This is a genomic window from Bradyrhizobium sp. AZCC 1610 (genome assembly GCF_036924515.1).
GTDB lineage: Bacteria > Pseudomonadota > Alphaproteobacteria > Rhizobiales > Xanthobacteraceae > Bradyrhizobium.
In genome coordinates this window covers 3,851,673-3,875,441 of sequence record NZ_JAZHRR010000001.1, presented here as the reverse complement: position 1 = coordinate 3,875,441, position 23,769 = coordinate 3,851,673, and the positions used below count along the sequence as shown (strand labels likewise).

The 23,769-nt window shown below is 62.7% G+C and carries 24 protein-coding genes, 1 tRNA gene and 2 pseudogenes; 17 read left to right on the top strand and 10 right to left on the bottom strand.

Annotation, left to right across the window (positions count from 1 at the left end; genetic code table 11):
• Window positions 1-77 precede the first annotated feature (77 nt).
• The 3 genes from V1279_RS19205 to V1279_RS19195 all read left to right on the top strand — a co-directional run bounded on the left by V1279_RS19205 (window position 78) and on the right by V1279_RS19195 (window position 2,594).
• On the top strand, window positions 78-947 hold the full coding sequence (locus tag V1279_RS19205) for an isocitrate lyase/PEP mutase family protein (RefSeq protein WP_334438896.1): 870 nt from the start codon (window positions 78-80) through the stop codon (window positions 945-947).
• On the top strand, window positions 944-1,243 hold the full coding sequence (locus tag V1279_RS19200) for an acylphosphatase (RefSeq protein ID WP_334438894.1): 300 nt from the start codon (window positions 944-946) through the stop codon (window positions 1,241-1,243). The genes V1279_RS19205 and V1279_RS19200 overlap by 4 nt, the downstream gene beginning before the upstream one ends.
• Before the next feature lie 427 nt (window positions 1,244-1,670).
• Window positions 1,671-2,594, top strand: coding sequence for a metallophosphoesterase (locus V1279_RS19195; RefSeq protein ID WP_334438892.1), 924 nt, complete (start codon window positions 1,671-1,673; stop codon window positions 2,592-2,594).
• A gap of 54 nt (window positions 2,595-2,648) precedes the next feature.
• Here V1279_RS19195 and V1279_RS19190 read toward each other — a convergent pair whose 3' ends face one another.
• The gene (locus tag V1279_RS19190; RefSeq protein WP_334438890.1) at window positions 2,649-4,511 is read right to left on the bottom strand and encodes a diguanylate cyclase; all 1,863 of its coding nucleotides are present in this window, start codon (window positions 4,509-4,511) and stop codon (window positions 2,649-2,651) included.
• 331 nt (window positions 4,512-4,842) lie between these two features.
• Here V1279_RS19190 and V1279_RS19185 point away from each other — a divergent pair, with 331 nt between their 5' ends.
• The 3 genes from V1279_RS19185 to V1279_RS19175 are packed head-to-tail and all read left to right on the top strand — an operon-like array spanning window position 4,843 to window position 7,527.
• Window positions 4,843-5,400, top strand: a complete 558-nt coding sequence (locus tag V1279_RS19185; protein WP_334438888.1) for a GbsR/MarR family transcriptional regulator — start codon at window positions 4,843-4,845, stop codon at window positions 5,398-5,400.
• A 28-nt stretch (window positions 5,401-5,428) separates the two neighbouring features.
• Window positions 5,429-6,094: a DUF4166 domain-containing protein gene (locus tag V1279_RS19180; protein WP_334438885.1), complete on the top strand. Its 666-nt coding sequence runs from the start codon at window positions 5,429-5,431 to the stop codon at window positions 6,092-6,094.
• Window positions 6,091-7,527 (top strand): TIGR01777 family oxidoreductase, encoded by a 1,437-nt coding sequence (locus V1279_RS19175; protein ID WP_334438883.1) that lies wholly within the window; start codon window positions 6,091-6,093, stop codon window positions 7,525-7,527. The genes V1279_RS19180 and V1279_RS19175 overlap by 4 nt, the downstream gene beginning before the upstream one ends.
• 39 nt (window positions 7,528-7,566) lie before the next feature.
• On the opposite strand, the gene V1279_RS19170 is transcribed toward V1279_RS19175, so the two are convergent.
• A complete protein-coding gene (locus tag V1279_RS19170) occupies window positions 7,567-9,090 on the bottom strand; it encodes a PAS domain-containing sensor histidine kinase (RefSeq protein ID WP_334438880.1) in 1,524 nt (507 codons plus the stop codon).
• Window positions 9,091-9,170: 80 nt separating this feature from the next.
• Window positions 9,171-9,422 (bottom strand): annotated as a pseudogene (locus tag V1279_RS19165) (LysR family transcriptional regulator); the annotation flags it as partial.
• Here V1279_RS19165 and V1279_RS19160 point away from each other — a divergent pair.
• Window positions 9,414-9,698: pseudogene (locus V1279_RS19160) on the top strand (tautomerase family protein); the annotation flags it as partial. The pseudogenes V1279_RS19165 and V1279_RS19160 overlap by 9 nt on opposite strands.
• Before the next feature lie 51 nt (window positions 9,699-9,749).
• Here V1279_RS19160 and V1279_RS19155 read toward each other — a convergent pair.
• Window positions 9,750-10,166, bottom strand: coding sequence for a tautomerase family protein (locus V1279_RS19155; protein ID WP_334438877.1), 417 nt, complete (start codon window positions 10,164-10,166; stop codon window positions 9,750-9,752).
• Window positions 10,167-10,269: 103 nt separating this feature from the next.
• On the opposite strand from V1279_RS19155, the gene V1279_RS19150 reads away from it, so the two are divergent.
• Complete coding sequence (locus V1279_RS19150) at window positions 10,270-11,151, top strand: LysR family transcriptional regulator (RefSeq protein ID WP_334438874.1); 882 nt, start codon at window positions 10,270-10,272, stop codon at window positions 11,149-11,151.
• An 81-nt stretch (window positions 11,152-11,232) separates the two neighbouring features.
• On the opposite strand, the gene V1279_RS19145 is transcribed toward V1279_RS19150, so the two are convergent.
• Window positions 11,233-11,532: a hypothetical protein gene (locus V1279_RS19145; protein WP_334438872.1), complete on the bottom strand. Its 300-nt coding sequence runs from the start codon at window positions 11,530-11,532 to the stop codon at window positions 11,233-11,235.
• A gap of 84 nt (window positions 11,533-11,616) precedes the next feature.
• A complete protein-coding gene (lipB, locus tag V1279_RS19140; protein ID WP_334438870.1) occupies window positions 11,617-12,348 on the bottom strand; it encodes a lipoyl(octanoyl) transferase LipB in 732 nt (243 codons plus the stop codon).
• Window positions 12,349-12,412: 64 nt separating this feature from the next.
• Here lipB and V1279_RS19135 point away from each other — a divergent pair, with 64 nt between their 5' ends.
• Both V1279_RS19135 and V1279_RS19130 read left to right on the top strand, forming a co-directional pair.
• A complete protein-coding gene (locus V1279_RS19135; RefSeq protein WP_300947389.1) occupies window positions 12,413-12,655 on the top strand; it encodes a FliM/FliN family flagellar motor switch protein in 243 nt (80 codons plus the stop codon).
• Between the two features lie 97 nt (window positions 12,656-12,752).
• Window positions 12,753-12,837 (top strand) — tRNA-Leu (locus V1279_RS19130).
• 130 nt (window positions 12,838-12,967) lie between these two features.
• Here the strand turns inward: V1279_RS19130 and V1279_RS19125 are convergent.
• Window positions 12,968-13,549, bottom strand: a complete 582-nt coding sequence (locus V1279_RS19125) for a hypothetical protein (RefSeq protein WP_334438866.1) — start codon at window positions 13,547-13,549, stop codon at window positions 12,968-12,970.
• 525 nt (window positions 13,550-14,074) lie between these two features.
• On the opposite strand from V1279_RS19125, the gene V1279_RS19120 reads away from it, so the two are divergent.
• A complete protein-coding gene (locus tag V1279_RS19120; RefSeq protein WP_334438863.1) occupies window positions 14,075-14,500 on the top strand; it encodes a hypothetical protein in 426 nt (141 codons plus the stop codon).
• 481 nt (window positions 14,501-14,981) lie between these two features.
• Window positions 14,982-15,356, top strand: coding sequence for a hypothetical protein (locus V1279_RS19115; protein WP_334438859.1), 375 nt, complete (start codon window positions 14,982-14,984; stop codon window positions 15,354-15,356).
• An 86-nt stretch (window positions 15,357-15,442) separates the two neighbouring features.
• Here the strand turns inward: V1279_RS19115 and V1279_RS19110 are convergent, their stop codons facing one another.
• Both V1279_RS19110 and V1279_RS19105 read right to left on the bottom strand, forming a co-directional pair.
• Window positions 15,443-16,735, bottom strand: coding sequence for a polysaccharide deacetylase family protein (locus V1279_RS19110; protein WP_334438856.1), 1,293 nt, complete (start codon window positions 16,733-16,735; stop codon window positions 15,443-15,445).
• 197 nt (window positions 16,736-16,932) lie between these two features.
• Complete coding sequence (locus V1279_RS19105) at window positions 16,933-17,727, bottom strand: polysaccharide deacetylase family protein (RefSeq protein ID WP_442894791.1); 795 nt, start codon at window positions 17,725-17,727, stop codon at window positions 16,933-16,935.
• 106 nt (window positions 17,728-17,833) lie between these two features.
• On the opposite strand from V1279_RS19105, the gene mgtE reads away from it, so the two are divergent.
• The 5 genes from mgtE (at window position 17,834) to V1279_RS19080 (ending at window position 22,544) form a co-directional block, all read left to right on the top strand.
• Entirely contained in the window at window positions 17,834-19,267 is a 1,434-nt protein-coding gene (mgtE, locus tag V1279_RS19100; RefSeq protein ID WP_334438853.1) for a magnesium transporter, read from the top strand.
• A gap of 76 nt (window positions 19,268-19,343) precedes the next feature.
• Complete coding sequence (locus V1279_RS19095) at window positions 19,344-20,138, top strand: hypothetical protein (RefSeq protein ID WP_334438851.1); 795 nt, start codon at window positions 19,344-19,346, stop codon at window positions 20,136-20,138.
• Window positions 20,139-20,266: 128 nt separating this feature from the next.
• Entirely contained in the window at window positions 20,267-20,650 is a 384-nt protein-coding gene (locus tag V1279_RS19090; protein WP_334438849.1) for a helix-turn-helix domain-containing protein, read from the top strand.
• A 153-nt stretch (window positions 20,651-20,803) separates the two neighbouring features.
• Window positions 20,804-21,622, top strand: a complete 819-nt coding sequence (locus V1279_RS19085) for an aldo/keto reductase (protein ID WP_334438847.1) — start codon at window positions 20,804-20,806, stop codon at window positions 21,620-21,622.
• Window positions 21,623-21,680: 58 nt separating this feature from the next.
• Complete coding sequence (locus V1279_RS19080; protein WP_334438844.1) at window positions 21,681-22,544, top strand: hypothetical protein; 864 nt, start codon at window positions 21,681-21,683, stop codon at window positions 22,542-22,544.
• 446 nt (window positions 22,545-22,990) lie between these two features.
• Here V1279_RS19080 and V1279_RS19075 read toward each other — a convergent pair whose 3' ends face one another.
• Window positions 22,991-23,668, bottom strand: a complete 678-nt coding sequence (locus V1279_RS19075) for a DUF599 domain-containing protein (protein ID WP_334438842.1) — start codon at window positions 23,666-23,668, stop codon at window positions 22,991-22,993.
• Between the last annotated feature and the right edge of the window lie 101 nt (window positions 23,669-23,769).

Here is a 23,769-nt window from a genome sequence, read left to right as displayed (position 1 = left end):
ATTGCTTCGTCGCTACGCTCCCTTGCACAAACGCTTTGCGTTTGTGCAAGGCAATGACGAAAGAGGGAGTCCTTCCTGTGGCTTTCCATCAACGTCGAGAGAGACTGCGTTCCATTCTCAACGGCTCCACCTGCGTACGGCCGGGGTCGATCTATGACGCGACCTCGATCCGTATTGCAGAAGACCTCGGTTTCGAGCTCGGCATGTTCGGCGGCTCGGTGGCCTCGCTGGTCGTGCTCGGCGATCCCGACATTGCGCTGATCACGTTGACGGAGCTCGCCGAGCAGATGCGCCGGATGTCGCGCGCCTCGACATTGCCGGTGCTGGTCGATGCCGACCACGGCTATGGCAATGCGCTCAATGTCCGACGCACCGTGCAGGAACTCGAAACCGCCGGCGCTGCCGGCCTGACGATCGAGGATACGCTGCTGCCGCAACCGTTCGGGCAGTCGGGCACGCAACTGATCTCGCTGGAGGAGGGCGTCGGCAAGATGAAGGCCGCGCTCGACGGCCGCAGCGACCCCTCGCTGGTCGTGATGGGCCGCACCGGCGCCGTATCCGTCACCGGTCTCGACGACGCGATCGTGCGTGCGAAAGCGTATGAAGCCAGCGGCGTCGATGCGCTGTTCTTCACCGGCATCAGGAACCGAGGCGAGCTCGAAGCCATTTCCGCCGCAACCCGCCTGCCGATCGTGCTCGGTGGCGCGCCCGAGGACATGACCGCGCTCGATTATCTCGCCGGTCAGCGCGTTCGGATCGCATTGCAGGGCCACGCGCCGTTCGCCGCCGCCACGCAAGCGGTCTATGAAACGCTGAAGGCCTTGCGTGAGGGAGCCTTGCCGAAGAACTTGAAAGGTCTGGCGTCGTTCGAACTGACCGGCAGGGCGATGCGCGAAGCGGATGTGAAAGCGCGCAGTGGCGCATTTCTCGGATTGAAAAAGCCATGAGCGATGCAATCCGTCATGTCATGATCAGAGGCCGGGTGCAGGGCGTCGGCTACCGCGCCTGGGTCGAGCACCGGGCGGTGGCACATGATCTCGAAGGCTGGGTACGCAATCGGCGCGATGGCAGCGTCGAGGCGCTCTTTGCGGGGCCCGAGGCTGTGGTGACGACCATGATCGCGGCATGCCGGCGTGGGCCGTCATCGGCGCGGGTGGAGGCGCTGCAGGACGAAGCCGCTGGTCCCGACATGCTGAAGCTGCGGCGGGCAGGGGAGCGGTTCTCGGTGCTGCCGACGATCTGAGCGCCGTGATATGGCTGGTGCGCACTCACGAGGTGAGCTGAATGAAGCCGCAACACCCTGCACGCGACTGGAGACGGATCCATCATTCGCCGATGTTCTGGGTCGGAGTATTGATGTGCCTCGCCGCGATTACGATCTATGTGTTGTCTGACGACCTCTCGTGGCGGCCCGGCGCTCGATAGGAATGGGAGGCGCTGGAGCGTGTACTCATAAACTCGGAGATGATGCGCCCGACGCTGCTTTCAGCTTTACCCCCCGAAAGCAGGCGCAGGTGCAGCCAGTTGACATGTCGTCAAAATAAGACCTCCAAAATGCTGGCTATCTGGACAGGCTTGACCACCGATCGCGGTCGGCTATGTCACTTTGACAGTCGCTCGAGGGCGAGGTTCAATTACCAACTGTGACAATATTGGCCTTACAAAGCGTTGTGGATCGGATCGGCGCCGAACATGTGGAACGGCGGCTGAAAGTTGAGACTGAACATGAGGCTCAAATTTTTGGCCAGGGATTGATTCTCTTCAATCTCGAAAATTGGTACAGGGCGCCCTGGATCATTGGCAGCGCGCTGAAGCTGATGGGACTGTACAACCGCGCGCGTCACAACGCCGATCAGATCGCCATTAGGACAAATCTGCTTGAATTTGAGAGCCTTCCTCCGGCATTTGCAAATTTCACAATTCTTCATCTCAGTGACCTGCACGCAGATATAAGCGAGGGAGCGATGCAGCGCCTCATCGGCATTGTCGGCGACCTCAAATACGACATTTGCGTATTGACGGGAGATTATCGCGGAAAAACCTATGGACCATTCGGCGCGAGCCTCAAGAGCATCCATGAGCTGAGGGCCCGGATAAGAGGGCCGATGTACGGAGTGCTTGGCAATCACGACAGCATATACATGGTGCCCGCGCTGGAAGAGATGGGGATCCGGATGCTCTTCAATGAGTGCGAAACAATTTCGCGCAAAAATAGTCAGATCTATCTAGCAGGCATCGACGATGCGCATTTCTACCGGACCGACGACATTGAGAAGGCGGCGAAGCGAATTCCAAGCGACGCATTTTCCATTTTGCTGTCTCACACGCCCGAGGTCTATAGCGAAGCGGCCAAAGCCGGATTCAATTTAATGCTCAGCGGACATACCCACGGTGGACAGCTCTGCCTTCCCGGCGGAATTCCAATCAAGTTGGAGGCTCGCTTACCGCGCTCGATGGGGGCGGGCGCGTGGCATCACGGTAGAATGGTCGGTTACACATCAGTTGGTGCCGGAACGAGCCTATTGCCCGTTCGCTTAAACTGTCCGCCGGAAATTACGTTGCACACGCTTCGCCAGCGAAATGTAAGCGTTTGATCCATACTACGTCATCCGCAGGAAGATGCCGTCGCGCTCGCGCGAAACCTCGCGCTAATGCGTCCGTTCATCCGGCGCGAACTCGCCATCGTGCTGAATGGAGGCGCTCTCGACATATTGCAGGTCGAGGGAGGAATACACGATGCTGCGATTGCGGCCCAGACGCTTGGCCTCATAGAGCGCGGCGTCGGCTTCTCCCACCAACGCGGCCTCGTCGAGCGTCGAGCGGTTCCTGGCGGCGACGCCCGCGCTGATGGTGACGTATCCGCGGCTCGAGGCCGTGTTCGGGATGCCCAGAGCCCGAACCGTCAGCCGGATGGCTTCGGCGACCCTCAGGGCGGCGTCTTCCATCGTATTCGGCAGCACGACGGCGAATTCCTCGCCGCCATAGCGCGCGGACAGGCCCGACGTAATGGCGGTCGCATCGCCGATGGCTTTCGCAACCGCCTGCAGGCAACGGTCGCCGGCCTGGTGCCCGTAGGTGTCGTTGTAGTCCTTGAAATTGTCGATATCGAACAGCAGCACTGAAATTTCTTCGCAGGCTTCGTATTCGCGCCGCAGGAAGCCGTCGAAGGTGCGGCGGTTGGTGAGCCCGGTCAGTCCGTCGGTCGCGGCGAGCTGGGTGAGGCGGCGGTTGAGCTGGGTCAACTCATCCTCCATCCGCTTGCGCTCGGTCACATCGCGGATGACGCAGAGAAATTCCGCCCGTGCGGGGTCGCTGGTTTCCGACGCCAGCTTGAACTTGCTTTCCACCCACGCCAGCGTGCCGTCGCCGCGATAGTGTCGAAACACGACGGTGCTGACGCTGTCGAGGCCGTTGATCCGCGCGGTCGCCGATTTGACGCTCTCCCTGTCGTCGGGATGCACCAGATCGAAGCATGATTTGCCGAGAAGATCCTTCGGGCGCAATCCCAGCACCGGCTCGGCCGACCGCGAAACGTAGCGCAACAGGCTGCGGGCATCGATCAGGATGATGATGTCGGCGATGTTGTTTGCCAGCAATCGATAATGCGCCTCGCGTTCGCGCAGCGCGCGCTCGATCTTGTTGCGGAAGCGGAACTGCAGGGCAAGCAGTGCCGCCAGCATCAGGATCATGCACAGCAGCACGCCAGCGACGATGGCGTCGGTGCGCAATCCCTTCCACCAGCCGGAGAGCAGCCAGTCTTCCGACATCGCGATGGTGACTACCATGGGGTATTGCGGCGTTGCCTCATAACCGAAATATTTCGCGATGCCGTCGAACGGCGAGATGATCTTGTAATATCCGACAGGGCTCACCTTGAGATGCTTTGTGAACAGGCTGGTCCTGGAAAGGTCCGTACCCATGTCCGACAGCGGCCAGCGGGTCAGAAGGATGCCGTCATTCCGGATCAGGGTGATGCCGCCGTCCGTGCCGATATGGAGCGTGCGGTAGAAGCCGTTGAAGTAATCCTTGTCGATCGCAGCTACGACGACGCCGCCGAAATTGCCGTCGAGCCTGGTGATGCGCCTGGAAAGAACGATCGAGGATTGATCGTCCAGACGTGACTGCGACGGCTCGCTGATCCGAAGCGCCTTGTCCACGGTGTCGCGATGGTGGGCAAAATAGCTTCGGTCCGAAACGTTATAACGCGGTGTTTCCGGAAGCGATGAATAGCTCCAGTGGCCCTTGGCATCGGCGACGCCGATCCCGCGCAATTGGGGCAGCGTTTTCGCCGTTTCGGCCAGGTACTTGTTGAACCGGTCCGGCTCAGGATCTCTGTATTTCAGCAAGTCCACCATTCCGGCCATCGCGATGTCGACCGCCTGAATGGTGTGCGAGGCATGCTCGGAAAGCGAATGGACGAGGTTCTGGATGTCGGAGCTGCCGCTCGCCAGTGCCGCCTTCTTGGCGTCGAGCGCCTTCCAGGCCATGACGCCCAGGACACAGGCGGTCATGACAAGCGCAAAGGTGATGACCAGGGACGTCGATGTTATCCGCCGCAGCGGCCCGCCCGGGTCTGGGGGATTTCGATGGGGCATTCCTTGCCTTGATGACCGCGTCAGACCTCGTTGCCGGCTACGCGCGAGGAGAATCTAAGACGCGACCGGTACTGAGCGGTTAACGGATCGACCGGGAAAGCAACGGAACACGGTATCGACCCGGGTTCCATCATGGGAACCCGGCCAGGGTGGACTGCGCGGCGGTTGCGCCGAGCGCGGCCCAAACCGCGATAGGCGGGCCCGCGCGGGGCTTGACATCCGCTCAGTTCCGTCAGATATTTCTGTCATGACAGAAACAACCGACAAAAAGAAACTCCCCGCCGTCGTCGAGCGGTTCATCCTGCACTGGGGTGACATGGGGGACGAGTGGGGCGTCAACCGCTCCGTCAGCCAGATCCACGGCCTGCTTTACCTCGCCGAGGCGCCGATGACGGCGGAGGATATCGCCGAGACGCTCGGCATGGCGCGGTCCAACGTTTCCAATTCCATCAAGGAACTGCTGGCCTGGAACCTGATCCGGCGGGTGCCGATCCTCGGCGACCGCCGCGATCATTTCGAGGCGGAGACCGACATCTGGGAAGTCGCGGCACGGATCGCCGCCCGCCGCAAGGAGCGCGAGATCGACCCCGCGGTCGATGCGCTGCGCGCCTGCGTCTCCGACGCGGCTGACGATCCGACCATCAGCCCGGTCGCGGCCAAGCGGCTGAAGGAAATGCTGGCTTTCACGGAGCTGGTCGACCGCTGGTACATGCAGATGCTCAAGGTGCCGCGGCCGAGGCTGGTTGCGCTGATCAAGCTTGGCGAGAAGATCGTCAGCTTCTTGCCCGCAGGCAAATCCAGATAGGGGCAGAGGGGTCGAGCAGGAGCGTGTGATGGCGTCCACAAGACTACCAAGGTTTTCCGCAACGCCCGCCTCGAACACCATCCTGCTCGACGACCACCGCTTTCACGACCTGCTGCCCGACGAGGAGTGGGGCCGTCTGCCGCTGGCGATCTGGCGGCGCTTCTCCAAGCGCTTCGCCGAGGGCGAGACCGTGGTCTATGTCGGCACAATCGAGGAGGTGAGCTTCAGCCGCTTCGGCTGGTGGCTGGCGCAGCTTGCGCGGATCATCGGCGGGCCGTTGCCGACGGGCGCCGAAACCGGTGTCCCGATGGTCGTGACGGTGACCGAGGATGCGGCGAGCGGCGGCCAGATCTGGACCCGCATCAGCGCGCGCAGCAACGGATTTCCGCAAGTGATCCATTCCGCCAAGCGCTTTGCCGGCCCGACCGGCCTGGAGGAATATGTCGGCTACGGCGTCAGCATGGCGTTGCGGATATCGGTCGAGCACGAAGCGCTGGTGTTTCGCAGCGTCGGCTATTCCCTGCAGATCGGGCCGTTGAGATTGCCGCTGCCGCCACGGCTCACGCCCGGCGATCTCGCCGTAACCCATTCCGATCTCGGCGGCGGTACGTTCCGCTTCACGATGGAGATCGTTCATCCGCGCTTCGGCAAACTCATTCGTCAATCCGCCGTGTTCCGGGAGGCCGCATCATGACGTCGCTGCTTTGGACCCTGATCGCCATTCAGGTCGTGATGGGCGTGTTCGACACATTCTATCACCATGAACTGACGGAACGGCTCGCATGGCGCCCCTCGCAGCGCTACGAGCTTAAGCTCCACGGCGTTCGCAATATGCTCTATGCGCTATTGTTCCTGGTGCTGGGCTGGCTGGAGGTGCACGGCATTCTTGCGATGCTGATCATCGCGGTGCTGGCAGCGGAAATCGTCATCACGCTGATGGATTTCGTCGAGGAGGACATCAGCCGGAAATTGCCGGCCAGTGAGCGCATCAATCACACGCTGCTCGCGATCAACTACGGCGCCATCCTGGTGCTGCTGCTGCCGGTCCTGATCGGTTGGGCAGGACAGCCGACCGGCGTCAAATCGGCTTACACGGGTTGGCTCAGCCTGATCGCGGGTGCCGCAGCCGTTGGCGCTGCGCTGTGCGGCCTGCGCGATTTCACAGCATCAAAGCGTCTTTCGCGCATGACCAGCGCGCCCGCGGCGAGCCTGGTCGAAAAACTGCCTGCGCGGCAGACCGTGCTGGTGACCGGCGCCACCGGCTTTATCGGCAGCCGACTGGTGGCAGGCCTGAGCGGCGCAGGCCATCAGGTCATCGCGCTGGTGCGCAACCCTGCGAAAGCCGGCATGTTGCCGCCGCCGATCACGTTGATCACGAGCCTCGATCAACTCCCCGACAACACGCACATCGACGCGATCGTGAATCTCGCAGGCGAGCCGATCGGCAACGGGCTCTGGACCGAAGCCAAGCGCCGCAGGATTTTGGGCTCGCGCATCGACATGACCGGCGACGTCGTCGCCCTGATCGCGCGGCTCGAACACAAGCCGTCGGTGCTGGTCTCCGGCTCCGCGATCGGCTGGTACGGGCTCTGGCAGGACCAGGTGCTGACGGAATCAGCCAAGTCCCATGCTTGCTTCAGCCACGAACTCTGCGACGCCTGGGAGAACGCGGCGCGTCCGGCGGAACAGCATGGCGTGCGCGTGGTCTGTCTGCGGATCGGCCTCGTGATCGGCACCGATGGCGGCTTCATCACGCGAATGCTGACGCCGTTCGAATTCGGCCTCGGCGGGCCGCTGGGCTCAGGCAGGCAGTGGATGTCCTGGATCGAGCGCGACGATCTGATCCGCCTGATCGCCCACGTGATTGCAAAGCCTGAAATGGCCGGGCCGATCAACGCCACCGCGCCGATCCCCGTGACCAATACAAAGTTCACCGAGGAATTGGGCCGCCGGCTGCACCGGCCCGCGATCTTCCGGATTCCCGACGCGCTGCTGCGCCGCGTGGGCGGCGACTTCGCCAATGAATTGCTGTTGGGCGGCCAGCGCGTGCTGCCGAACAAGGCGCTGAGCAACGGCTTCGTGTTCCGGCACGAAACGCTGCGCAGCGCGTTCGAGGCGATCTTGTGAGGAGGGCATGAGCGACGGCTGGGCGCCGGGCTAGTTCCGTCACCGCGGTAGTTTCGCGATCGCCTGGCTGAGTTCGTGGATTTCGTAGGGCTTGCGCAGAATGGGAAAATCGCCGCGCACGTTCAGCGCGGCATCGCTGTAGCCGCTGGCCAGCAGGATCGGCAGTCCGGGCCTGGTGGCCCTCAGGTGGCGCGCCAGGCCGAGACCATCCATTTTGCCGGGCATCACGATGTCGGAGAAGACGAGGTCGATTCCGTCGAGCTCGATTTCGCGCAAGGCCGCTTCGGCATTCGCCACCCGGCGGACAGTGTAGCCGAGCTGTTCGAGCAGGCTGGCGCTGACGGATGCGACCTCCGGATTGTCCTCGACCAGCAGCACGGTGCCGCTGCCGCCGATATCCACCGCATTGGTGTCCTCGGCCGTGACAGCGGTTTCCTTTCGCGGCAGCAGGATCGTGATCCTGGTGCCCTTGCCGAGTTCGCTCGCCACCTTGACCGTTCCACCGGCCTGATGCGCGAAGCCATGAACCTGCGACAGTCCCAAACCGGTGCCCTTGCCGATCGGCTTGGTGGTGAAGAAGGGATCGAAGATCTTGCCGAGGACATCGGGCGCGATACCTGTGCCGGTGTCCTGCACCGAGATCGCGACATATCCGCCGGTGCCAGCCTCGCCGCCGGGCGCAACGTTGTGCGCCGATATCGTGATGACGCCGCCGCCGGTCATGGCGTCGCGCGCGTTGATGACGAGATTGACCAGCGCCGTTTCGAACTCGGCGACGTCGACCATGACCGGCCAGATAGCCGGGTCGACGTCGAATTGCAGCGTCACCGCGCTGCCGACGCCGGTGTCGAGCACCTCGCGCACCGCATCGATACGTTCGGCGACGTCGACCGCCTGCGGATTGACACTCTGCCGCCGTGCGAATGTCAGCAACTGGCTGGTCAGGGAGGCGCCGCGCTTGGCCGCCCCTTCGATCGCCGATAGTGCCCGCAGGCATTTGGGATCGTCGCCCACCGCTTTTTTCAGCGTGTGAAGACTGCCGCTGATGACCATCAGAAGATTGTTGAAATCATGGGCCACGCCGCCGGTCAGCTGGCCAAGCGCGTCGAGTTTCTGCGATTCCGCGAGCTGCTGGTGCATCTGCTCGAGCTGGAGCTGGGCTTCGCGGCGCTCGGTAATGTCCCGGGTGATCTTGGCGAAGCCGGCGAGCTTGCCGCCCTCATGAATGGCGTCGATGACGACGCTGGCCCAGAAGAACGTGCCGTCCTTGCGGACGCGCCAGCCGTCCTCCTCATAGCGGCCCTGTTCCCGGGCAATGCGCAAGGCGCGGAGCGGCTTGCCGTTGGCGCGGTCGACTTCGGTGTAGAAGCGGGAAAAATGCTGCCCGATGATCTCGGTGGGCGAGTAACCCTTGATCCGCTGGCCGCCGCTGTTCCAGCTCGTCACCATGCCGTTCGGATCCAGCATGTACAGCGCGTAGTCGGCAACGCCTTCAACCAGGAGGCGGAAATTACGTTCGGATTCGAAGAAATCCCTTTCGTGGTGCTGATCTTTCTTGAACATCCGACTGCCCGTTTAAGAGGCGCAAACGCGCAGTATGCTGATTGGTTCCCGAAAAATCGGCTTTTTAACGAAATGGTTCGTTATGCCGGTGAAACGGACCGTTTCGCCGAGGCAACCACGCTCCTGAACGTCGCCGCCAGCGTTCGCAACGCCATCAGCTTGGCGGGGTCGCTGACCTTCGAGTGCAGCATCACCTTCGAGGAGGCCAGTCGCGGCAGCCCTTCGGCGGGCCCGATATCGACCAGGCCCGGCGGCGCGATCCGCCGGGCCAGCGGCGCTACCGCAAGGCCGGTCAATGCCGCGGCACCCACGGCGGTGACGCCGCCGCCGACTGGTTCGCCGGCGGTCAATCGCTCGCCGAACAAAGCCTCGCCAGCTTCTGGCTCGACGTTCATGTCAGCGAGGGCACCAACACCAAGGACGAGAAGGCGGCCTATCTCGCCGCGCTGTTCCAGCGCATGGGCGAACTGCTCGGGCCGCTGCACGAATAGAGCTACGCGCATGTCGACGAAGTGAAGGGCGATTCTTACGGCTTCGGCGGCCTAACCCAGGAGCGCCGCTATATCGCGGGCCAACTCGAGGTCGCGCCGCGCAAGGCCGTGGCGTGACGATACCCTCACTTGTGGACTGCGCTCGCGGCGCTGTCCACGCACGCGCTGTCAGCGTGCGGACGCGGGGCTGGACACCATCCGCGCGTGTTGGTCGCCGAAGGCGCGGCCACGACCGAGCGACCAGTCCACCGGTGCATTTTCGCTAAGCGCGATCATGACGTCGTCTCCGGAAAATCCGGCGCGGACGGCCCGGTCGGCGATCCGCCGAAACAGGTTTTGCTTCTGATCGATCGTGCGCCCCTCGAGAAACAGAATCTCGATGATCGACGCGTCCGGCGTGCGCGCGACGTCAGGGAAGGTCGGGTCGATGAACATCATCTCCGGCGCATAGGCCGAAACGAGCTGAAACCGGTCGTTGGGCGGCACGCCGCAGGCCTCGACAAGACCCTCGTGCACGGCGTCGGCAAGGGCGCGAATTTGGGCCGGCGCCAGATGGGCCGGAACGGATATGCGGGCGAGGGGCATGGGAGGTCTCCGGGTTTCTGGGACCACCGTTCTATTCATGCTAAGAATGGAGATAAATCTCGTCTCTGAGAAGCACTCATACCAAAAAGTCAAGAATATGCTGATGCACCCGATGTCAGACCTCGCGGTTTTTGTCCGAACGGTTGATCTGGGGAGTTTTGCGGCCGTGGGCACTGAGATCGAACTGACTGCTTCAGGCGTCTCCCGCATCGTGACCAGGCTGGAGCGCCGTCTCGGGGCCAAGCTTCTGCATCGGACAACGCGGCGGCTGGTGCTGACCCAGGAAGGCGAAACCTTCCTCGTTCATGCCCGAGGCATCCTGGCTGCGGTCGAGGCCGCCGAAGCCGACGTCGCCTCCGTCTATGGACGGCCGCGCGGGCATCTACGGATCAACAGCGGCACCGCGTTCGCAAGACACCGGCTCGCGCGGCTGTTGCCGCAATTCATGGAGCAGTTTCCGGAAATGACGGTCGATCTGTCGGTGAGCGATCACCGCATCGATCCGATCGCCGACCAGATCGACGTCACGATCCGGGTCGGTCCGCTCGCGGACAGCGAATTGATCGCGGTTCGCCTCGGCGAAGTCAGGCGCATCATTGCCGGCAGCCCGCGATATCTGGAGCGCCATGGCGTGCCTGCGCAAGCCGCCGATCTCGCCCGGCACAATTGCCTGCAACTCAGCGGCTTCTCGCGCCTCGCGCAATGGCCGATGTTCGAGCAAGGCAAGCGGGTCATGGCGCCGGTGAAGGGATCGATCCGTTCTGATAGCGCCGACTTGCTTCTCGACCTTGCCTTGGCGGGCGCGGGTCTCGTTCGCTTTGGCGACTTTCTGGGCGAAGACGCTGTGAAGGATGGCAGGCTGGTGCCGGTGCTGTCGTACTGCCAAGATCCCGATCCGCAACCGATCACGGCCCTGATCCTGCCGGGGCGACAAACCATACCGCGGATTCGCGCGTTCGTTGATTTCCTCAAGGCAAACGTTTGATGGAAGTTGGATCGCCGCTTCCGACCGACGCGCGTCTGCGCCGCGACCTCAAACCAGCCGCGGCGTCGGGCGCCCGCCATTTCACACGATCAGCACACCCAGCACGGCCGCCGTTGCGGCGACACCGGAGAGCGCAATCACGGTTGCTCGCCAAAGCAGTTGTTGCCGCGCCGCGCGCCGATCCTGGAACGCCAGCCAGTCCCGGACAAAGCCGGCCGGAACGTCCTGCACGACGTTGCGCCGGTTGGGATGCCGTGTTTCGTGATCTACGAACATGGCCCGTACGTTCGCCACGCCCAGATGGTCAAGCTCGCAATTCCATTGCAGGGCATTCGCGTTGTTGGTCCACCGGTTTTCGAAGGGAAGTCTGTGCGTCGTCATCGCGACCTCCTCTATACACCGCTGCTTCTGGATATGTGGCCTCGCTCGCGGGAGTGGAAGACCTCAGGGCGGGGCGGGAACGTCTCAGGCGGTTGCTTCCGGCAGGCGCGCGCTGGTTGCGCCGAACACCTCCTCAAACGCCTGCCGGAGCGCGACGTCGACGTCTTCCATCGTCACGGGCAGGCCAAGATCCACCAGCGAGGTGACGCCGTAACGCGGGTCGGCGACGCCGCAGGGCACGATCGCGGAAAAATGCGCTAGCTCCGGCTCGACGTTGATGGCGATGCCGTGGAACGACACCCAGCGCCGCAGCCGCACGCCGATCGCTGCGATCTTGTCCTCGTAGCCCGTGCCCTTGTCCGGCCGCCTGACCCAGACGCCGACGCGATCCTCGCGACGTTCGCCGCGCACGTTGAAGGCGTCGAGCGTGCGGATGATCCATTCTTCAAGGCCCGCCACATAGGCCCGCACATCCGGCCGCCGGCGCTTGAGGTCGAGCATCACATAGGCCACCCGCTGGCCGGGGCCATGATAGGTGAGCTGGCCGCCGCGGCCAGTGGTGAAAAGCGGGAAGCGCGGATCGAGCAGGTCGCCTTCCTTGCCGCTGGTGCCCGAGGTGTAGAGCGGGGGATGCTCCAGCAGCCAGACCAGTTCGGTCGCCCTTTGATCGGCGATACCGGCCGCGCGTGATTCCATCTCAGTCACGGCCTCGGGGTAGGGCACAGGAGCAGCCGAAATCCGCCATTCGACCTCGCCGCCGCCTTTGGCGGCCTGCGCGAACATCGTCAAATCAAGGCTTTGGCGGTCATTAACCATTGGCTAACCATAACGTGGTCAGGTGCAACCACATCAATCTAGTTCCCCTTTTGGCGGTTCATAAGTGGCGACCCTCGATAAAGTCAGCGTCGATCTCATGGTGGTGCTCGGCACCACGACCATGCCGATTCACCAGGTGATGCGGCTTTCCCGCGGCGCCATCATCGAACTGGATGCCACCGAGGCGGACGAGGTCAAGATCCTCGCCAACAACCTGCCGGTGGCTTCTGGCGTGGTGCTGGTCGATCGCAACCGTATCGCGGTCGAAGTCAAGCGAATGCTGCCAAAATCGCCTGATGTCAGGTAGTTATCGGAGCGCAAAACTTCCTTGTCCCCCCATCCCTGATTTGTTACATCGGCGCCGTTGATCCGGCGGACGCTTATCCTTCCAGCCGGTATCCCAAGCGCTCGTGGCGGAATTGGTAGACGCGCTGCCTTGAGGTGGCAGTGAGTAAAATCGTGGGGGTTCGAGTCCCTCCGAGCGCACCACCTCAAAAAATCAGCTTTGTTTTTGCTGGGTTTTTGGCTCTGCGGGCCGCACCCTGTCACTGGGGCGGAATAGATGTTTCCGCGTCCGTCCTCGACCGTTTGTTCATGAAGCCCACGACCCCCGCACCGCTTACGGTTGTTTGTTCGGGGAACGAGGCGAGAGCGGGACTTGAAAGGTCCTGTATCGCGCGATCTCAGGAAAGCTATCCGCGGCGTTGGCAGAGACTAATCCGACAACCGCGGCCGGAACTTCTTTGCTGACCAGCCGATTGATCGCAGTGGTTTGACCTTTGCTCAGCTGGACTTCGAGCGCGCCCGCCGCCGCCATCGCGGTCCTGACGCGGCTGATCGACGACTCGGAGTATCTATCGTCGATCGCAATTGTCTTACCGGCTAGGTCGGAGACCGACTTGACGTCGGGACCCGCCACGAGGACGGCCACGAGAGCGTCCAGCGACGCATCCAACGTCGGGACCGACATTCGCTCCGCGACCGCAGAGGCGGCCGCCACCTGCTGCTCTGTCGCTCGGGTCTGCGGAACGTCGGTCGTTGAATGCGGATCGGCGGCGCTTGCGCGAGCAGCTTCGGAAGCGACGGCATTGCCCGTCGTCTGCTGGTTCGTTTGCGGAGAAGGAATCGGTATGGGAATGGCAGGCGCGGCTTTCGCCGCGACCTTGATTGGCCTGGGTGTTCGACGGACGGCATGGTCCATGTGAGATCGGGGTGGCCGGTCGCCGCGCCAAGCGACGATGGACAATGGTTTCGCTGTGGCAGAATCGCTGTCGTATGATTCAGGTTCAATCGGCACATGAACCGCGGTCAGGCAGGCTAACGGGTTCAGGCCAACGCATGATGGCTGTGTTGATTGCTGGCTGCTGCAACCGACCAGGGTAGTAGCCAGCACGCAAATAAGAAGCGTCCTCAATCGATCCTCCTAAAGAGGTTGAGTGCGGCCCGCAATTCTTGCGGCTTGAAAGATGTTGCGCTGGAACGTCAATCAATGATGTAAAACTGTTAAATGCGCATTAAGCTTGGGCCACGTGCAGCCTGATGCGCCGGCATGGTTAATGCGTCAGCCGGTGTGGCTTCGAGCGAATAGAAGCGCCTCGGCGCCGTCCCACGGTGCTTGATTCACACGCCCGCCCTCTCGTTGCTTCCTTCGATGCAGGATTCCGCCACGAATCGGTCGCTATCCTTACGCTCTGGGGGTTGTTCATCGAGTGATGGAGAATGGCCTATGGCGAGTATCGAACGACTTCACAGAACTGCGCCGCTGGATTTAGCCAAGCTTGAAGAAGATGTCGTCGGGAGCCTTCCCGCGATCAGGGCGGCCCCAGCGGGGCCGATGCCAGACTACGTCGAGCATGAAGAGGGCGTTACGCGCGTCGGCGCGCTCACGGCCGAGGCCGTGGTGCGTGACTATGAAACCGCCGCCAGGGAAATCGAAGCCATGGGAGCAGAGCTGATCAGCGCGGCGAAGAAATGCGAGGCAATGACCGCCGAAGTGCATAATGCCATTGCCTTCATGCGCGATACCGCAGCCTCGTATCGTGAGGAAGCCAAAAAGATCTTCAAGCGCATCGAGGAATGCGCGATCTTTACCGAGCAGGTTCGGAAAACCTGCGAGACCGTCAAACTCAAGATGATCGAAGGCAAGCCATAGCGGCCTTGAGATATCCGGAACATCGGTCAGGTCTGTTTTTCGAATAGTGTGTGTGAATTGCGGTACAGGCTGGCGCCGCGAATCAGCTTAGTTTGTAGTCTCCTCCCTAGACTCGCACCCGCCGCAAATGGCGGGTCCTTTTTGCGGTATCCGACGGTCAGAATAGCCTCAGAGCGGTGCTATGGTGGCCGCAGTGGCTGGTCCGCATCCGTTTCAGCTTCGTATACTTGAGGGCCTGATACCCTCCGAACGCACCGCAACGTTGCAGTTTTGGTCTAATGCAATCGGTTCTGCGGGGTGTTCGCGTGTCTGCAATGCCACGGCGCGCGAATCGTTTGCCGCGGCGTGCGGGTTGATGTCCCTACAGTCGCACCGTTCGCGTAAACTGAACGTGCCAGCCGGCCGTTGATTCCCGCCGGCCCCGCCGCCGTTCGGCGCTTCCAGGAAGTTCGACGCTACCAAGACCACCCGGAGCATCTTCATGCTGTTTCTGAGCTACGCCTATCGATTCCTCTCCAACTTCGTGTTCCTGGCCCTGGTCTATTTCGCTCTGAATTTCCTCGAAAAGTACCAGCACCGCGTGGTGGTCGCGATTCTCGTGCTGGTCTATACCGGCATGCATGCGGCGTCGGCGCTGCGGTCGTTTCACTTCTTCCAGCGCATCGAGCGGCTGGAGCTGGAAGCGCGCCGCCTGGTGGCGGCGCTGGGCGAGGGGCCGAATTCGACGTCTACGCGCAAGCAGGTTATCTCCGACGTCAGCGCGCTCCGCCATGCCGGCGAGATCAAGGCCTATATCGACCTGCTGTTTCTCGCCATCGTCATCCTGCTCTGCATCGCCAAGATCGTGACGAATTGAGCCTTGTCCCGATTTGCGGGCTCAGGAAATGCATCAAAACAAATGACTAGGAGGCGGTCTTGATCCATCCGATCAGAACCGGCCAATCAGCGCTTCTTCAAGCCGGCGACCCGAACCGATCGCCCGTTCCGTTTGGCTTGCGCCGCCGGCTTGGGCGCGGTCCCGTCGGCGTGTTGCGGCTCCTGCGCGGCTTGTCCAGCGGACGCCGGGGGCTGTGCCGCAGCCGCGCGGCGGTGACGGTGAGATTTGCCGCCGAGCTTTGCGGATGAGACTTCCGTTGAACGCGCCTGCGCAACCGTTGTCGCCCGGCGTGCGGCCGAGGCCAGCGCGCTCGCAAACGTCGGTTCCGGAATTTTGAAAATGCCCGCCGCCGGCACGGGCAGTGCAGCTAGCGTACCGACCGGCGGCAACATCGTTTGCCTGGACCACAGCGTTACCGGCGGCAGGAGAATGCCTCGACCACGCCGCGCGGCGCGTCCGCCGAGATCGGTCGTGTGCCAATCGAGATCGGACAAGGCCGGGACGGGAAGCGCTGCAGGGCCGGCAAAAGCGAATTTCGGAACCTTCGGCCAGCGCGAGGTTGCCACCAGATCCGGCGCCGGATGCAACTGCCATTGCCGCGGCTCGGTCGGGGTCGCCGGCCGCTCCGGGGTCGCCGGCACCACATGGACGATGCGATAGCCGCGCGCCTTCAACTCGCGCAGAATCCTCGGCAGAGCCGCAACCGTGCGCGGCTGAATGTCATGCAGCAGCAGGATGCCTTTGCCCTTTCGCTCCAGCCGCTGCATCGCGAGCTCATAGACGCGATTGGCGGAGACGTCGCGCCAGTCATCGGCGAGGAAATCGGCGCTCCAGAGCTGAAGCCCCTTGGAAGCGGCAAATTCCTCGATGCCGTCGTTGCGGCGCAGGCCGGGAATGCGCAGGAACGGCGCCGGCGCGGTACCGTCGGCCAGCGCCGCGGTTACCGACGCGATACCCTGTTCGATCTCTTGCCTGGAGCGGTCGAGCGGCAGGCGATCCATGCCGCCCGGATGGTTCTGAGTGTGGCTGGCCACCGTGTGGCCGGCGTCACGCACCTTGCGCACGCCTTCGGGATTGGCGTTGGCTTGGCTTCCGACCAGGAAGAAGGTTGCCTTGGCGCAATGGGCGGCGAGAATGTCGAGGATCTCGTTGCTGTATTTGGGCAGCGGACCGTCGTCGAAGGTCAGCACCACCTCACGTTCCTGGAGCGGCAGCGTCTTACGATATTGCATGGTGCCGATGACGGGATAGGCGCGCGGATCGACCACGAGGGTACGTGACGTGCCGATGGCATCGGGATGACCTGGACAATCGGCGGCGGACGCAGTCTGCGCGGCGACAGAGGCTAGCAGGCCCACGCATAAGGCGGTCCAAGGACGCCGGCGAAGCTCCCCAAATACGCTAGCGATCATTGAACCCCGGCTTCATTCCAAGAGCACGCAACTACTTATATCTGGTGCCATGAATGCCGCCTTAATCGTCTGAATTCCAGACTTAATTTGGCTTCGGAGGCTGATCCGGGCGAGAGAACGGCGCCAACCAAAAAGATCGTGACCTAATGTGCTTTGTCGGACACGGTTTTGGCACTTGCCGGGACCAGGTGGACCACGCGGTAATGGTTGTCGCGGAGGTAGCGCAGGAAGGCCGGCAGCATGGCAGCGGTCTGCGCTTTGGGATCGTGCAGCAGGATGATGCCCTTGCGGGCGATTTGCAGCCGGTCGGCAAGCAATTTCAACTGCTGTGCCGGCGTCATCGGATTCCAGTCGCCGGCCCAGAGGTCGGCGCCGAACACGGCGATGCCGCGCTTTTGCAAGGCGTCCAGCGTCGCGGGCGTCATGTCAAAAAACGGAAAGCGAAAGAACGGCGTGCTCGGGGTCGCGGTGGCCTTTCCGTGAAGCGCCGTTTCGACCGCCGCAATGCCCTTGTCGATCTCGCCGATGGCCGCCTCCGGCTTCATGTATTTGAGATTGTGGTGGGTCCAGGTGTGATGCGCGATGGTATGGCCCTGCGCCGCTATTCTCCGCACCAGTTCGGGATGTTCGGAGGCCGGCTTTCCGATCAGGAAGAAGGTGGCGCGCACGCATTCATGCGCCAGCGCCGCCAGTATCTTCTGGTCCGTCGCGGCCCACGGTCCGTCGTCGAAGGTCAGCACCACCTCGCGGTCATCAAGCGGAAGCGTCTGTGGAAAGCTCTTGAGGCCCACGCGCGGGGTGGTAGCGGCGTCCACCGCGAGAACGCGTGAGGTGCCGAGCGCGTCCTTGCGGGGACATTCGGCGGCCGGCGCCGCCGCGACGAAGGTCATCAATGCCGCGACCGCCGAGCATAGCGCCGCGCTGAAATTTCGGGTCATTTGCTGTTGGACATATTTGGCATTGCGCTGGGTGTTACCGATTGGGTAAGCGTGCAACGTAGCTCAGACAAAGTTCCACCAATCTGTCAAACCGGCGAGGCGTGGCATGGCCGAGAATATCGACGTTGCCCAAGCCGAGGCGCGACCTGCGCAAGGCTCCGTGCTCGACCACCTCCTGATGCGGGATGAAGACGGGCAGCTCCGCCACGAGTTTGTCGAAGAGATCACGCGCGCCATCCACGCCGCCGACCGGCCGCTGTTGTGCGAGGTGGTGGCGGAACTTCACGAGGCCGATCTCGGCGATTTGATCGGAGCCCTTGAAGCCGCGGACCGCGTCACGCTGGTCGAACTGACCGGCGCCGATTTCGACTTCTCGGCGCTCAACGAAGTCGATGACGCCGTCCGCGAGGAGATTCTGGAGGAGCTGGAGCCGGAGACGGTCGCGGAGGGCGTACGCGAACTGGAATCCGACGACGCTGTCCAACTGCTTCAAGGCCTCGACGAGGAGGACAAGGAAGAGATCCTCGAGAGGCTGCCGCCCTCCGAGCGCGTCGCGCTGGAGCGCAGCCTGCTTTACCCGGAGAATTCCGCAGGCCGGCGGATGCAATCCGAATTCATTGCGGTGCCGCCGGACTGGACCGTAGGCCAGGCCATCGACTACATGCGCGACACCCCGGATCTGCCCGACCGGTTTTACGAGATTTACGCGGTGGATTCCGAAAAGCACTGGCAGGGTGCGGTCGCGCTCGACACGCTGTTGCGGGCGCGCCGGCCGGTGCCGATCGCCGACCTGATCGATGAAGACCGCCGGCGCGTCTCCGTGCTGGATGACCAGGAAGAGGTCGCGCGGATGTTCGGCAAGTACAATCTGGTCGCGGCTCCCGTCGTCGACACCACCAACCGGCTGGTCGGCGTCATCACCATCGACGACGTGGTCGACGTCATCGAGGAAGAGGCCGACGAGGATCTGAAAGCGCTTGGCGGCGTCACCAGCGACGAAGAACTGTCCGACAGTGTCTGGACCATCGCGCGCGCCCGCTTCAACTGGCTCCTGGTCAATCTGGCGACTGCGTTTCTGGCATCCTCCGTGCTCGGCCTGTTCGAGGGCCAGCTCGAGAAGATGGTGGCGCTTGCCGTGCTGGCGCCGATCGTGGCGAGCCAGGGCGGCAACGCCGCGACCCAGACCATGACGGTGGCGGTGCGGGCGCTGGCGACCCGCGAACTCGGTTCCAACAACGCGTTGCGCGTGGTGATGCGCGAGGCGATGGTCGGCCTCGTCAACGGGCTCGCCTTTGCGGTGATCACGGGCGTCGCCGCGGTGGCCTGGTTCAAGATCCCGGGGCTCGGCATCGTGATCGGCCTTGCCATCATCTGCAACCTGGTGGCCGGCGCGCTCGGCGGAATCCTGATCCCGATGGTGCTGGATCGGGTGCGCGCCGATCCGGCGGTGGCGTCGGGGACTTTCGTCACCACCATCACCGACGTGGTCGGCTTCTTCTCGTTTCTCGGCATCGCCACGCTGTGGTTCGGGCTGAAATAGCAGATCAATCCGCTAAGTAGGAGAGGTTGCCGCGTGGGACAGCGGCTCCTAGGGTACTGTGCTGCAGGAGGAGTAAGTGGCGCGGAAACCTGACAACTATCCCTTGGTCTTCATCGGCGGCGGCCTCGGCCTCTTGTTGTTGTTCCATTCTATTTGGAACATACTTTTCGAGGACTGGCTGAAGCACCAATTTGAGCGCTTCGTCGGCCACACGATGGCTGAAATCTTAGAAAGGTTTGGAGCTGCTGGCTTCCCGGCACTCGGAGCAATAGGCATTGTCTGGTATTTGATTGCCTACCGGGATAGCAACTCAAAGAACAAAAATCAGAACGCCACGCCAATTTTTAGTCCGCCCTACATTTATTGCGAAACGAAATACATCAAGGGGGAAGACGGCAAAGAAATTCTACTGCACGAAAACCACTTCTATCTTGTCGTGGGCAACGCGCTCGAAACAGGGAAGGTATTGAGACGAACACAGGCGAGAATATTCCATATTGGAGAGCCTATACTTTCCCGTGTGAAAGAAACCGACCAATCAGAGGTGGATGTTAGGCACGGTGAACTTGCACTTTTTGTACTTGGAAAAATCGTTTCCTCTGAACATTTTGGGATGTCGGGTGGTCCGGTTACCTTGGATGCACGAACAATAGAGCTTTACACTCACAATATCCCTCGGGGGTTTAGGACATTTGAGGTCTCCAATGGGGGGAAGAGAGCTTATGGCCTAGGGCATATGCCGGAAAGCCCTACTGCGGACTGGACGCTTTTGGTTGTCGTGTCTGCCGATGACGCAATAGCAATGCAAGTTCGCGTCAACATTGACCTGCTGGCAACAAAAACCCCGGTCACCTGCGAGATTGTGAAGTAGCCCAAATCCTCGAGTTCGACGCACGCCAGAGAGGGTCGTCCAAGATGTGTGGCGCCCTAGTACCAGTCCATTTATCGTTAATCGGGCCTTAACGCGCTTGGCCGATGATGTTGGCTCACGAGGTCGACATGCAGCGCTTGCGGCTGAAAGCGGACGGACGGATCGTTGAACTGCGGGACGGGCAGGAGTTTCCGCTTGCGCCGACGATGCCCGGGCCCGCACCTGCAACGCCCGGGCTCGCGCAAGCGATGCCCACCGCCTCGCCCACAACGCCGGACGTTACACCCGGCGAAACCCCGGCCTTGCCCGCGGTGCGCGACCTGCGCCGTCGGGCGCAGCTGACGCAACTCGAATTCGCGGCCAGGCTTGGTGTGCCCGTCGAAACCATCCGGAACTGGGAGCAGGGCAAGCGTGCGCCGCGCGGACCGGCACGGGCGTTGCTCGCCGTGATCGCCCATTCGCCGGAGACCGTGTTCGCCGCGCTGGCCACGGAGGAACCGTCGCCCGCCTAGTTCGCGGTTTGACGCGCTTTTCTTCCCCCTAACCTGACCCATCCCGGATCAAGTCTGCCGCAGGATTTCGCCCAAAAACGCTATCAAAAACGCTATCAGTTGGCACGGCTGTTTCCGCAGCCCATAATAGGGGCCGGTCCGCGGATACAACCGATGCTGTTTGTCGAAGCCAATGGCGCAAGAATTCCGGCGATCGGGCTGGGCACCTGGGAATTGCGTGGGCGAAGCTGCGCGCGCCTGGTCGAGCAGGCGCTGCGGCTCGGCTATCGCCACATCGACACTGCGCAGATGTACGAGAACGAACGCGAGGTCGGCGAGGGCCTGCGCGCCTCGGGCGTCAAGCGCGATCAGGTCTTCCTCACCACCAAGATCTGGCCCTCGCATTTCGCGCCCCACGATCTGGAGCGTTCGGCCAAGGAAAGCCTGGTGCGACTGCGCCTGACCGAAGTCGACCTGTTGCTGCTGCACTGGCCGAACCCGCAGGTGCCGCTGGTGGAGACGCTGGGCGCGCTGGCGCGGGTCAGGCAGCAGGGGCTCGCGCGGCATATCGGCGTGTCCAATTTCACCGTGGCCCTGATCGAGGAGGCGGTGCCGGCGTGCCCCGAGCCTTTGGCGTGCAACCAGGTCGAATTCCATCCCTATCTCGACCAGACCAAGGTCAGGGAAGCCTGCGTGCGCCACGGCATGGCGCTGGTGGCGTATAGTCCGGTCGCCAAGGGCCGCATCAAGAACGATCGTGCGGTGCTGCGGATCGGCGACCGCTATCGCAAGACGGCGGCGCAAATCTGCCTGCGCTGGCTGGTCCAGCAGGGCGTGGCGGCGATTCCGCGAACCTCAAAACTCGAGCGGCTCTCGGAGAACATCGAGATCTTCGATTTCGAGCTGTCGGAAGAGGACATGCAGCAGATTTCCGGCATGGGCAGCGCCAGCGGCCGGCTCACGGATTTCGGTTTCGCGCCGAAATGGGATTGAGGATTTGCGCCGCCGGACGCTATGCTGGCGGGCAGGGAAGATATCGAACATCGTTCTGATGCCCATGGAGCTGCGGCGGATCATACCCACTGAGATCACGGCGTCGGCGATCGCGCACGTGTCGCTGCTGACGCTGGCGCTGTTGTTTTCCGAGGTCCACCCGTTCGGCGCGGTGACGGCCGAGCAGATCCCGGTCGAGATCGTGACGCCACAAGACCTGGCCGAAAAGCAAGCGCCTCCCGAACAGCCGCCTGCCGAAAATAAGCCTGCCGAAGGCAAGCCGGAACCGGCGCCAGCGCCACAGCCCGATTTCTCCCTGTTCGACAAGCCTGCTGCTGCCACGGCACCCCCGCCGGCCGCACAGCCTGCGCCTGCCGCGCCGCCGCAGAAGCAGGCTGCGCTCGCCACGCCGCGCGCGGCCCAGCCGCTGCCGGCGGCACAGCCGCCATTGCAACCGGCGGCACCGGCCTACCAGCCGCCCGAGCCGGATGTCTCGATCAAATATCAGGTGCTGCTCGGCCTGCCGCCCGACCTCTCGCCGCTGCAGCCGGCTCCCGCACAAGCCCGCAGCAAGGGCGACGACAATTTTGATGCGCCCGCGACGGAAGCCGCCGATATCGCGAGCACGCTCATCGCGGAATTCCGGCGGCACCTCAAGACCTGCTCGAAACTGCCGGCCTCGCTGTCGGGCGCCGACGACGTCAAGGTCAAGCTGCGCGTGTTGATGACACCGGACGGCAGGCTCGCCGCCGAACCGATCCTGATCGAGGCCAGCGCGTCCATGAAGGGCCCGTTGCTGATGCAGGGCGCCATCCGCGCGCTGTCGGCCTGTCAGCCCTACGCCATGCTGCCGGTGGACCGCTACGGCGAATGGAAAGTGCTCGATCTCAGCTTTACGCCGCAGGATTTCGGCGCCTCGTAACGCGCGAACTCACGACCGCTCGATCATCCGATCGTCCCGGCGTCAAAGAGGAGAGGTGAAGATCGCTCTCTTGGGGCCAAATGGAACTACGGTGGGCGAAACGGGAGCGCCGGCCGGACGTTGAAAGACAATCGACCAAGAAACGTCGAGCCCTCGGCCGGCGGCAAGCTCGGGGCCCATTCACTGACGGGAGACGAGCATGACACTCATATGGCTTGGTGTGCTTCTTGTTCTCGGTGGGGTGTTGCAGATGGCGTATCAGCCAATCTGGCATGGCCGGCTAAGCGGTAGAAGGCGGCTTCGCGCCGGGCAACCCAGCGACACGTTGGAACCTGAAAGACCGGCTGGCGGCTTTGGGTTCAAATCGAGCTGGCCCGGTCTTGCGCTACTCGCGCTCGGCGCCGCCTTCTTGCTTGTCGGGGCCACCATCTGAATTTGAAACCGCTCTAGCTCCCCATCGCCCGCCACGCGCTCGAGGCGAACTGTCGCCGCCAGGTCACGATGACGACCAGCGCGGTCGTCGCCAGCAATAGCCAGGGGCTGACGAACCAGCCGAGATAGCCGAGCGCGAAGAAGAACGCGCGCTGGCCGCGGTTGAAATGCCGCCCCGCCGCCTCGAACAAGCGCGTCGTGCGCATCACATGGGCTTCCGCTTCCGCCGTGTCGCGCTGTGACGACGGCGGCATCGCGCCGAGCAGGATCGCGACATAGTTGAACAGGCGGTACGACCAGGCGAATTTGAAGAAAGCGTAGATGAAGATCAGGATCAGGCCGACGCACTTGATTTCCCACAGGGCGGGCGAGGGGGTGAGGTCGACCGGCAGTTCGCGCAGCACGGCCAGGGCATCGTTGGTCGCCCGCAGCAGCGCCAGCGCGCCGCCGATCGCGATCAGGCTGGTGGAAGCGAAGAAGGCGGTGCCGTTCTGCAGCGAGGCCATGATCTGCATGTCGACCATGCGCGCCTCGCGGTCGAGCATGTTCCGTACCCACACCTCGCGATAGCGGTTCATGCGCGCCGACAGGCTGTCGCGGCCATAGGTCGTGTGCTCGAGCGTGAAGCCGTAGGCCAGCCATTCCACGACGAAGAACGCGACGGCGGCGATATCGACCCAATAGGCGCCCATGTGGCGGAATCCCCGATGGTGGCTACGGCATTGTGATGTACAGGTTGAACGCGTGCGGTGCGCTATGGCAAGATCACGGTCGCAACAGGATTTCCCCGCAA

Excerpts from the sequence above, each read along its gene's own strand:
- V1279_RS19080 (WP_334438844.1), top strand. The coding sequence starts at position 21,681 with ATGCCCATGGAGCTGCGGCGGATCATACCCACTGAGATCACGGCGTCG.
- V1279_RS19125 (WP_334438866.1), bottom strand. The coding sequence starts at position 13,549 with ATGGACCATGCCGTCCGTCGAACACCCAGGCCAATCAAGGTCGCGGCG.
- mgtE (WP_334438853.1), top strand. The coding sequence starts at position 17,834 with ATGGCCGAGAATATCGACGTTGCCCAAGCCGAGGCGCGACCTGCGCAA.
- V1279_RS19120 (WP_334438863.1), top strand. The coding sequence starts at position 14,075 with ATGGCGAGTATCGAACGACTTCACAGAACTGCGCCGCTGGATTTAGCC.
- V1279_RS19105 (WP_442894791.1), bottom strand. The coding sequence starts at position 17,727 with ATGACCCGAAATTTCAGCGCGGCGCTATGCTCGGCGGTCGCGGCATTG.
- V1279_RS19180 (WP_334438885.1), top strand. The coding sequence starts at position 5,429 with ATGGCGTCCACAAGACTACCAAGGTTTTCCGCAACGCCCGCCTCGAAC.
- V1279_RS19155 (WP_334438877.1), bottom strand. The coding sequence starts at position 10,166 with ATGCCCCTCGCCCGCATATCCGTTCCGGCCCATCTGGCGCCGGCCCAA.
- V1279_RS19090 (WP_334438849.1), top strand. The coding sequence starts at position 20,267 with ATGCAGCGCTTGCGGCTGAAAGCGGACGGACGGATCGTTGAACTGCGG.
- V1279_RS19200 (WP_334438894.1), top strand. The coding sequence starts at position 944 with ATGAGCGATGCAATCCGTCATGTCATGATCAGAGGCCGGGTGCAGGGC.
- V1279_RS19150 (WP_334438874.1), top strand. The coding sequence starts at position 10,270 with ATGCACCCGATGTCAGACCTCGCGGTTTTTGTCCGAACGGTTGATCTG.
- V1279_RS19185 (WP_334438888.1), top strand. The coding sequence starts at position 4,843 with ATGACAGAAACAACCGACAAAAAGAAACTCCCCGCCGTCGTCGAGCGG.
- V1279_RS19175 (WP_334438883.1), top strand. The coding sequence starts at position 6,091 with ATGACGTCGCTGCTTTGGACCCTGATCGCCATTCAGGTCGTGATGGGC.
- V1279_RS19190 (WP_334438890.1), bottom strand. The coding sequence starts at position 4,511 with ATGACCGCCTGTGTCCTGGGCGTCATGGCCTGGAAGGCGCTCGACGCC.
- V1279_RS19145 (WP_334438872.1), bottom strand. The coding sequence starts at position 11,532 with ATGACGACGCACAGACTTCCCTTCGAAAACCGGTGGACCAACAACGCG.
- V1279_RS19170 (WP_334438880.1), bottom strand. The coding sequence starts at position 9,090 with ATGTTCAAGAAAGATCAGCACCACGAAAGGGATTTCTTCGAATCCGAA.
- V1279_RS19085 (WP_334438847.1), top strand. The coding sequence starts at position 20,804 with ATGCTGTTTGTCGAAGCCAATGGCGCAAGAATTCCGGCGATCGGGCTG.
- lipB (WP_334438870.1), bottom strand. The coding sequence starts at position 12,348 with ATGGTTAATGACCGCCAAAGCCTTGATTTGACGATGTTCGCGCAGGCC.
- V1279_RS19075 (WP_334438842.1), bottom strand. The coding sequence starts at position 23,668 with ATGGGCGCCTATTGGGTCGATATCGCCGCCGTCGCGTTCTTCGTCGTG.
- V1279_RS19115 (WP_334438859.1), top strand. The coding sequence starts at position 14,982 with ATGCTGTTTCTGAGCTACGCCTATCGATTCCTCTCCAACTTCGTGTTC.